Origin of the sequence: Vibrio sp. S9_S30 (assembly GCF_014694455.1) — a bacterium.
Classification (GTDB): Bacteria; Pseudomonadota; Gammaproteobacteria; order Enterobacterales; family Vibrionaceae; genus Vibrio.
This window is the reverse complement of record NZ_JAAUWT010000043.1, coordinates 1-8,064: the sequence shown is the minus strand read 5'-3', so window position 1 is coordinate 8,064 and position 8,064 is coordinate 1. Positions and strand designations below refer to the sequence as shown.

At 36.5% G+C, this 8,064-nt stretch carries 7 protein-coding genes; 6 read left to right on the top strand and 1 reads right to left on the bottom strand.

Annotated elements, in window-relative coordinates; genetic code table 11:
* Positions 1-699: 699 nt before the first annotated feature.
* The 6 genes from HC752_RS23245 (at position 700) to HC752_RS23220 (ending at position 7,247) form a co-directional block, all read left to right on the top strand.
* Entirely contained in the window at positions 700-2,490 is a 1,791-nt protein-coding gene (locus tag HC752_RS23245) for a GmrSD restriction endonuclease domain-containing protein (RefSeq protein WP_190337575.1), read from the top strand.
* A 635-nt stretch (positions 2,491-3,125) separates the two neighbouring features.
* Positions 3,126-3,572 (top strand): hypothetical protein, encoded by a 447-nt coding sequence (locus HC752_RS23240; RefSeq protein ID WP_190337574.1) that lies wholly within the window; start codon positions 3,126-3,128, stop codon positions 3,570-3,572.
* Positions 3,573-3,690: 118 nt separating this feature from the next.
* Positions 3,691-4,341 carry a hypothetical protein gene (locus HC752_RS23235; RefSeq protein WP_190337573.1) on the top strand — a complete coding sequence of 217 codons (651 nt, stop codon included), beginning with the start codon at positions 3,691-3,693 and terminating at the stop codon, positions 4,339-4,341.
* Positions 4,342-4,961: 620 nt separating this feature from the next.
* A complete protein-coding gene (locus tag HC752_RS23230; protein WP_025502231.1) occupies positions 4,962-6,308 on the top strand; it encodes an SIR2 family protein in 1,347 nt (448 codons plus the stop codon).
* Positions 6,309-6,552: 244 nt separating this feature from the next.
* Positions 6,553-6,744, top strand: a complete 192-nt coding sequence (locus tag HC752_RS24875; protein WP_238930610.1) for a hypothetical protein — start codon at positions 6,553-6,555, stop codon at positions 6,742-6,744.
* Positions 6,745-7,073: 329 nt separating this feature from the next.
* Entirely contained in the window at positions 7,074-7,247 is a 174-nt protein-coding gene (locus HC752_RS23220; protein WP_190337572.1) for a hypothetical protein, read from the top strand.
* 320 nt (positions 7,248-7,567) lie between these two features.
* Here the strand turns inward: HC752_RS23220 and HC752_RS23215 are convergent, their stop codons facing one another.
* Positions 7,568-7,831 (bottom strand): hypothetical protein, encoded by a 264-nt coding sequence (locus tag HC752_RS23215; RefSeq protein WP_190337571.1) that lies wholly within the window; start codon positions 7,829-7,831, stop codon positions 7,568-7,570.
* Positions 7,832-8,064 lie beyond the last annotated feature (233 nt).

The window sequence follows — 8,064 nt, the reverse complement described above, 5'->3', positions numbered from 1 at the left end:
TGCCAAGCGAGTTTTTTGTTTGTATCGCTCTAACAAAAGCTTCAAACCGACAAACAACGCGTGGCATTTTTAGTTTGCGGTGATTTGAGTGTTTAAGGCGTAATGCAGCGGCTTGGTTTGTGCGTTGTTTGCGGTTTAAGCTGGCGTTATGTGTTGCTACCAATTCAGTTGTGGTTTGGTTTTTCAGATACGCTTTTATTTATGTTTTACCATGCTGTTTGTGATGTGAATGAAAATCTACAAAGTGATTTATAATCTTGTTTGTGCTGTCACTTTGGTTGGCAACTTTGTGTTTCGTCAAATTGTAAATCGCGGTGTTTTTGTTTAATACCGTTTATGTTTTTTCATTTCGTCAGTCAGGTTTTGAATTGATTAATGAAATGAAATTGGGTTTTGTTAAGCGTTCGTCAACGGTTCAATTGTTAGCTTTTTGTTATCTGCATTGTGCTTTTTCTGCGGAGTTCAAAGTTAATCAATAAGTTACTTTTAATCGTGGTGGTTTTCGTTACTATTCTATTTCGAAAAGGTTGTTTTTAATAAAATAAGTGGCAAAAGGCCCGCAACCACCTAACAAGGCGTTTAAACGGAACTAAAACGGTTGGCTCGTTTCGCTTCGCTACACAGTATAGCCAACCATTTTCGTCCGCTTAACGCGACGTTATAGCGCAAAGAATTTATATCATCTATATAGGATTTAAAATGAAAGAAAATACTGAATTATCAATTAAAGGGGAAAGTATACAAAGCCTTTATGGGTCATATTTAAAAGAAACATTTCTAGTGAATAGAAGATATCAACGTAAGTTGGTTTGGACTGTTGAGGAAAAAAGATCTTTTATTGACTCTATAGTAAGTGGGTATCCTGTTCCCTTGATTCTACTTGCAGAAGTATCTACTGAGAAAGGTAGAAAACTTGAAATAATAGACGGTATGCAAAGAATGAACGCAATAATGTCATTCATTGATCAAGAGTTTGACATTGGTGATAAATATTTCAACTTGGAAACCATGGCAGATACTAAGTTTCTTATGGATGATGGGAAAATAACTCAGAAAGGAACTCCTTTAGAACGTTCTATTTGTGCCGAAATTGTAAGATATCAAATACCTTTATCTGTATTTCTTGAGTCTGGTGATAGCCATATTGATGAAGTATTTCGTAGGTTGAATTCAGGTGGAAGACATTTATCTAAACAAGAGTTAAGGCAAGCAGGAGCTATAAGCAAATTCGCATCTATTGTTAGAAAATTATCAAGTAATATCCGTGGTGACTCTAGCCCTTCAGATATATTAGATCTTAACGCAATGAAAAACATCAGTATTACCAACAGGAATTTAGATTATGGTATATCTGTTGAAGATATTTTTTGGGTAAAAAACAATATTATAACTAAAGAAGCGTTGAGACAATCTCAGGATGAGGAAGTCCTAGCTGACATAGTTGCTTGGGTATCTATGGATAAAGGGCTCCGTTCCAGTTCTGATATTTTGAATCAACTTTATGGTTTCTCTACATTAAGCTCTCAAGAAACATCACTATCATCTTCAGTGGAGCTGCAAATACAAAAAGTAAATGAAGAGAATGTAATCGTTAATGTGCAATATGTATTTGATGAGTTAATAAAATTAATTGATGCATCGGGTCAAACTTTTAATTCACTGCTTTTTAAAAATCAACAAGCTAAGATTTCCCGTTATTTTCAAATAGTATTTTATTCTTTTTATAGGTTGCTTATTGAAGAAGAGATGCGAATAGGAGATCAAGCAGCATTGATTCAATTGTTAGATAAGGCTGGTGATAAAACTATAACTCTTGCTGCCGGTGGCGGTAACTGGTCTGCAAAAGAAAAACAAACACAGTCAGACGCACTATATGGTGTAATTCAAGGTTGCTTCATAAAATCACAAGATAAAGATCCTGCAAGATCTCAATGGGTCACGCGTTTCGAAAACATTCTTATGCAATCGTCAACTGAACAAGCACTTTATGATTTTAAGGTTGGATTACATGCATTAACTGATAGAGACCAAAAATTTAACCAAAAAGCATTTTCTAAAGTAATTAAAACTCTAACCGGAATGGCTAATACGTTTCCTGGTGCGACTGGTTATTGCTTGCTAGGTGTAGCTGATACTAAAGCTACAGCAGATCAATTTAAATCATTATATGATAATGAATATATTTCTTATTCTTCTTTTTACATTACAGGGGTTAAGGATGAAGCTGAAAAGTACCATGATGATTTAGATAAATATTTTACGAAACTAGTCCAGTTGATAAAGTCTGAACCAATAAGTGAAAGAGATAAGGATTATTTATCTAGAAACATTTCTACTATACGGTACTTTGAGAAAGACGTTGTTGTTTTAAAGATAGAATCAGATAATAAACCTTCTATATATGATGGAAAATACTTTGTCCGACATGGTAGTAATGTAGACGAAGTTCAGCCAGAAAACTTTGGTCAATTATTTTCGAGGTTTAATTAGTAATTGCGCTATAACAAGTTGCTTAAACGGAAAATTAACAGTTGGCCATCGCTTCGCGATTATAGTCAACCATTAATTTCCGCTTAGCAAGGCGTTATAAGGTGCTCTCTAAATCAGTGTTTTTTGAAGTTTCGCGAGTACGTTTTGTTGGCGTTTTACCGAATTAAATCGTCAAAGTGTATTGGATTTAGAAAGGGGGCTTGGCAGTTTGTATTGCTCCTTAATTCGGTTTTTCACTTGCGGATTCGTCAATGGGTAGAACGTAAATTTTTGTGTTTGTTGTTGCTGACTTTCCATTTCGTCCATCAAGTTTTGTGGCGGAATTTTAAACCAAAAAGGGCAATTGGGTTTTCGTAAAGTGTTTAATGATTTGTTTTGTTGAAATCTTCGTAGTCATTTTTTTGCGTGAGTTCAGAGTTAATCACTAAATGGCTTTTAATCTTGTGGGTTTGTTTTATTATTTCATTTGGTTGTGCACTGGTTAAGTTGTTGTTTTAAAACTGAACGCACACTTATAACAAGGCATTTAAACGGAACAAAAACGGCTGGCTACGTTTCGCTCCGCTTCACAGTATAGCCAACCATTTTTGTCCGCTTAATGCGGCGTTAGAACACAATTTGAAATGTGAGGTAATATGAAAAGTATCATTAAAGGTTTTTTTATTGGGGCTAGTTTACTGAGTGTGATTGCATGTCAGTCCACAAGCTCAGATAAGTATGTACACGAAGTTTTTGGTCAGAAAATGATTATTGAAGGTGAATTTTTACAAGAGTTAAGAGATAAATGGGTAATTAATGTTCCCATAATTAAATCAAACCAATTAAGAGATTCTGATATTCAATGGGCTTTAGATAATATCTCGATGGCAGAAGGTATGAACTCTGCGGGCTGTGATAGTCTTGTTATGATTGAAACGAGAGATTTTGACTCTAATACTGATGTTAATCAGCCAAAGCAAAAAGTATCAGTTGGTCAATTTGATTATGCTTGGGTATATGAAGCTTGTGGCGAAAAACATATTACACGTGTAGTGCATGATAATAACTCAAATTCAATGGCTGTATATCCAACTTGGCTATAGAGTGTTCTAACAAGCTGTTCAACTGGACAAAAAACAGTCGGCTATCGCTACGCGATTGTAGCCAACAATTTTTTGCAAGTTAACAAGGGCGTTATACACCTTCAATAAGGTTATGAAAATGTGGTGTCCAGATTTATTACAACAAAACATTTCTCAAAAAGGATTCGATGTAAAAAATTTTACGGAGTCTATTCAGTCTGTATTTAGAACGATTGATATATATGAATACCACAAAGAAGAGGCATATTCCTTAATATTGAAAATTGAACCTAAAAGTAATCGTGATGGTTTCATGTTTGTGCTTGAGCCTTCAGAAGAGGTGTATGAACAAAAACTTGCTATTCAAGCTCATATCCAGTCTGCAATTCATAATGCTAGGGCTTTATATGATTTGATTTCTCAATTAATTAATAAGTTATTGCTTCCAAAGCCGATTGAAATATATGATTGTACAATCAATAATTTAATTAAAAAAATGGAGCATTCTGAATTAAAAAGCACTATAGAAAATGCGATCGAGAGTGAGTCCTACAAATATATTAATGCATTTGTAAATGTAATTAAGCACCGAAACTTAGTTGCTTTTAACTCGCAATTTAAATTAATCGAGAATAAAGCTGGAATATTATTTCACTCATTTAAATATAGTAAAGAAATTTACCCAGAATTGTGGGCTACTGATGCTTTGGAAAAATCTTTAAATGTGAAAAATGAAATAATTACAATTGGTGAAAAACTTAATGAGCACCTGCAAATATACGGTGTATAACAAGGCATTTAAACGGAACAAAAACAGTGGGTTACGTTTCGCTTCGCTTCACATTTTAACCCACTATTTTTGTCCGCTTAATGCGGCGTTATATGTCGCTCTATTTTGAGTGTATGTTTTAGTTTTTCAGATACGCTTTGGTCACTGTTTTACCATGTTATTTGTGAAGCATCCCTAATATAAAAAAGCTGAAATGTAATCTTGATTGAGCCGTTGCTTTGATTGGTTAATTTGTATTTCGTCAATTGGTTAATCGCGGTATTTGGTTTTTCTGAATAGCTTTATTTTTCAATTCGTCAGTTAGTTTTTGAATTGATTTGTGAAATCTAAAAGGGGGCTTTTAAGCGTTCGTAAACTGTTTAATTATTAGTTTTGTGTAACTTTCGTAACGTGTTTTCTACTGAGTTCAAAGTTAATAATTAAGTGGCTTTAAATCTTGATGGTTTACTTTATCATTCCATCTCGTTATGCACTTGTATTTACGTAGGTTTTAAACTGATCGCGAGCATATAACAAGGCATTTAAACGGAACAAAAACAGTTGGCTTTTGTTCGTGCCTCACAAAGTATAGCCAACCATTTTTGTCCGCTTAATGCGGCGTTATACATTAGGAGAAGATTTTGAAATCTCATGAGAATAATTGCGATTGTGTTGGTTGCAAAAATAATTTTGATGTACCACTTCCTAAGGAGTTAGTCGATGAAGTGCTAGCTGGGAAAGTTACGTTTTTTACTGGGGCGGGTATTAGCACAGAAGCTCCAACTGTATTAAACATTAACTTCTATGAGCAGGTAGCAAGGGAGATTAATGCATCAGATACAGATCTAAGCTTTCCGCAAATGATGCAAGAATTTTGTAAGCAGCCAAATGGACGTATGAAGCTGTTACAAATGATTCGCTCAAGGTTTAAAACCATTGATTCATTTCCTGAATTGCAAAAAATGGCTACGTCTTTTCATAAATCAATTGGAACTCTTTTCCCTGTTAAAAACATCGTCACGACAAATTGGGATACTTATTTTGAAGACTTTTCTCATGCAACGCCTTTTGTCTTAGATAGCGATTTGGCATTTTGGGAGGTTGCCGAGCGCCGTATATTAAAAATTCATGGCTCAATTGATAATCTCTCAACTGTTGTAGCAACAGAGGACGACTACACTGAGTGTACTAGGCGTCTCAATGAGGAATTGATTGGAGGTATGCTCAAAACCATCCTGGCGACTCAAACAGTTATTTTTATTGGTTACTCAATGCGTGATAGCGATTTCCAAGAGGTATATGGTTTGGTAAAAGCTCAAATGGATCTTCTGCATCGACAAGCGTACGTGGTGACTCCTTTTGAGGCTGAGGCTGAGCGATTTAGAGAGGCTGGGCTTATTCCAATCGTAACCGACGGAACTTACTTTCTAGAGTTGGTAAAGCAAGAGGCTGTTGAACGGGAGCTTTTACTTCCAGATCTTTCCTACGAGTTGTCCGCATTCATATTAAGTGATTTCGCAGATGAGCACATGGAAATAGCTAACAAAGTTAGCAATACTGAATGTCCACAGATCATCTACGCTGCCTGTTATCAAGATGGGGTGATTCATGCGCTTCAAAGGATACAAAAAAATCGATATTCGGGTGAATATTCTCACCCATGCCGATTGCATAGATTAATAGTTGAATATCAACATATTCAGTCAGAGAAAAGGAAAGCCAAAAGTTATACTGGTGTCGCTTATATAGAAGGTTATATTCGAGGGCTAATTTATCACTTAGAGAACTGTTTTGAGAGTGAAGACTTTGAAATTCCTAAGTATTATGCTTTTGGTACAAAGGAAGAATTATATAGTTTTGAAGACTTTATTGGCTTCGTTAGGTCTAACCCGAATGCCCATAAAGCATCATTAAAGCAGGCGACACAGTACCTAAAATCACTAAAAAATCCTGATGAAATTGCAATTCATCATCCGCCGTGGATCTAATGTATAACAAGCAATTTAAGAGGGATTCACAACGCTCGGCATTTTTGCTTCTACTTCAAATTTAGCGTTTATGGCACAATACTTTAGGTTTGGGTGGAGGCGTTGTTCACCCCTTAATTGGGCGTTATATGCAAGGCGTGAAAATTTCAAATTTATCAATGGGATGTGTTTCCTATAAACCAAATCTCAGTTTTGCCTAAAGAACAGTCATTAATAAGATATCTCCATTTTAAAAGGAGATATCATGAAAGCGACGCATTTAGATGCTGAACAGCGCTATTCTCAAGTTAGGCTTAACACAGTAAAAGCCGCTCAACATAAGCTGAATAAAATAGCGGAGTACAAGAGTATAGAACTCAAGTGTATTGATAGTAAGGCTTTAAAAATGGCCAAATGGTGGGCGAACTCTGAAAAAAGGCAGGTAGATTGGGATTAGGTTGAAGGTTATGCAGCGTTCAAATTTAGGTATCCAAAGAGATTTGAGCTGGCCGTTTGGTCAAAAGGTGAACTGTTAAGTTTGTCGTTAGGGCGCCCGACATATTACGGATCTTCTATGAGGTTGGATTTCATCGAAGCAAACCCTGAAATATCTGGACCTAGGGTATTTCCTGCTGCTCTGTTTACAATGATTACGTATGCTGAGTTACTTGGAGCTACCGAAATTCGGGTAATGAAACCTATTAATTCGGATGTTAGAAACTACTATCAGTCGTTTGGGTTAACATACGTGAGTAAAGGCGACTACCTGTTCATGAGGCTGTAAATATGAAGGAACAGAAAGGGAAATTGGTAGACATAAAAGGCTTCAAGGAAAGGAAAGGAGTTAGTAAGAACTTCCTAGATACCCTTGGCAACCAAGAAGAACCAGAGGCTTTAGCTTCCGGTGGTCAGATGGACAAGATACTTGAAGAGAGTAATGATGATGAAAAAAGCGAATAATTATAAAGAAGAAAGTGATGTTAGGGAGAAATCTAAAGATGTTGACCCTAATAAAATGACATCGGCTCTCGCGAAGGCTCTTCATAAAGCTGCAAGGCGTTGTAATCTGCCAAGTTAGAAACGTTGCATATAACAAAAGCTTCAAACCGACAAACAACGTGTGGCATTTTTAGTTTGCGGTAATTTTAGTGTTTAAGGCGCCGTGCGGCGGCTTGGTATGTGCGTTGTCTGCGGTTTAAGCTGGCGTTATAGCGCTTTGATAATTCAAGGGTTGTCAGGTTATCGAAAATTGCTGGCTTCAATGCTTTGGGTTCGATTTCTCAACCCACATCAAGGTGGTTAACTCTGCCCAAACCAAGTTGCTGCAAGCTTTCAAAAAAATCAGGTTCGCCGAATGTTGAAGTTTGGCTTTCGGTTCGTTCTTGTAAATTCCTCGACTGAATCGGTGTTTTGGGCTTTGTGGTCTGGTTGCAGTAGGTTTTGTTGGTTAAGATGCCTTCCATTGAATGCAAGCTAAGTGCTTCATTGCCAAGTAAGTCTGTTTGTTGGTATCGCTCTAACAAAAGCTTCAAACCGACAGACAACGCGTAGCATTTTTGGTTTGCAGTGAATTTAGTGTTTAAGGCGTCATGCAGCGGCTTGGTTTGTGCGTTGTCTGCGGTTTAAGCTGGCGTTATAGCGCTTTGAAAATTCAAGGGTTGTCAGGTTCTCGAAAGTTGCTGGCTTCAGTGTTTTCGGGTTCGATTCCTCAACCATACCCAAGGTGGGAAATTCTCGGCAAACCAAGTTGCTGCAAGCTGTCAAAATCAATTAGATT

Bases quoted from the DNA above. Each gene is read 5' to 3' on its own strand.
- HC752_RS23235 (WP_190337573.1), top strand. From the start codon at position 3,691: ATGTGGTGTCCAGATTTATTACAACAAAACATTTCTCAAAAAGGATTC.
- HC752_RS24875 (WP_238930610.1), top strand. From the start codon at position 6,553: ATGAAAGCGACGCATTTAGATGCTGAACAGCGCTATTCTCAAGTTAGG.
- HC752_RS23245 (WP_190337575.1), top strand. From the start codon at position 700: ATGAAAGAAAATACTGAATTATCAATTAAAGGGGAAAGTATACAAAGC.
- HC752_RS23220 (WP_190337572.1), top strand. From the start codon at position 7,074: ATGAAGGAACAGAAAGGGAAATTGGTAGACATAAAAGGCTTCAAGGAA.
- HC752_RS23240 (WP_190337574.1), top strand. From the start codon at position 3,126: ATGAAAAGTATCATTAAAGGTTTTTTTATTGGGGCTAGTTTACTGAGT.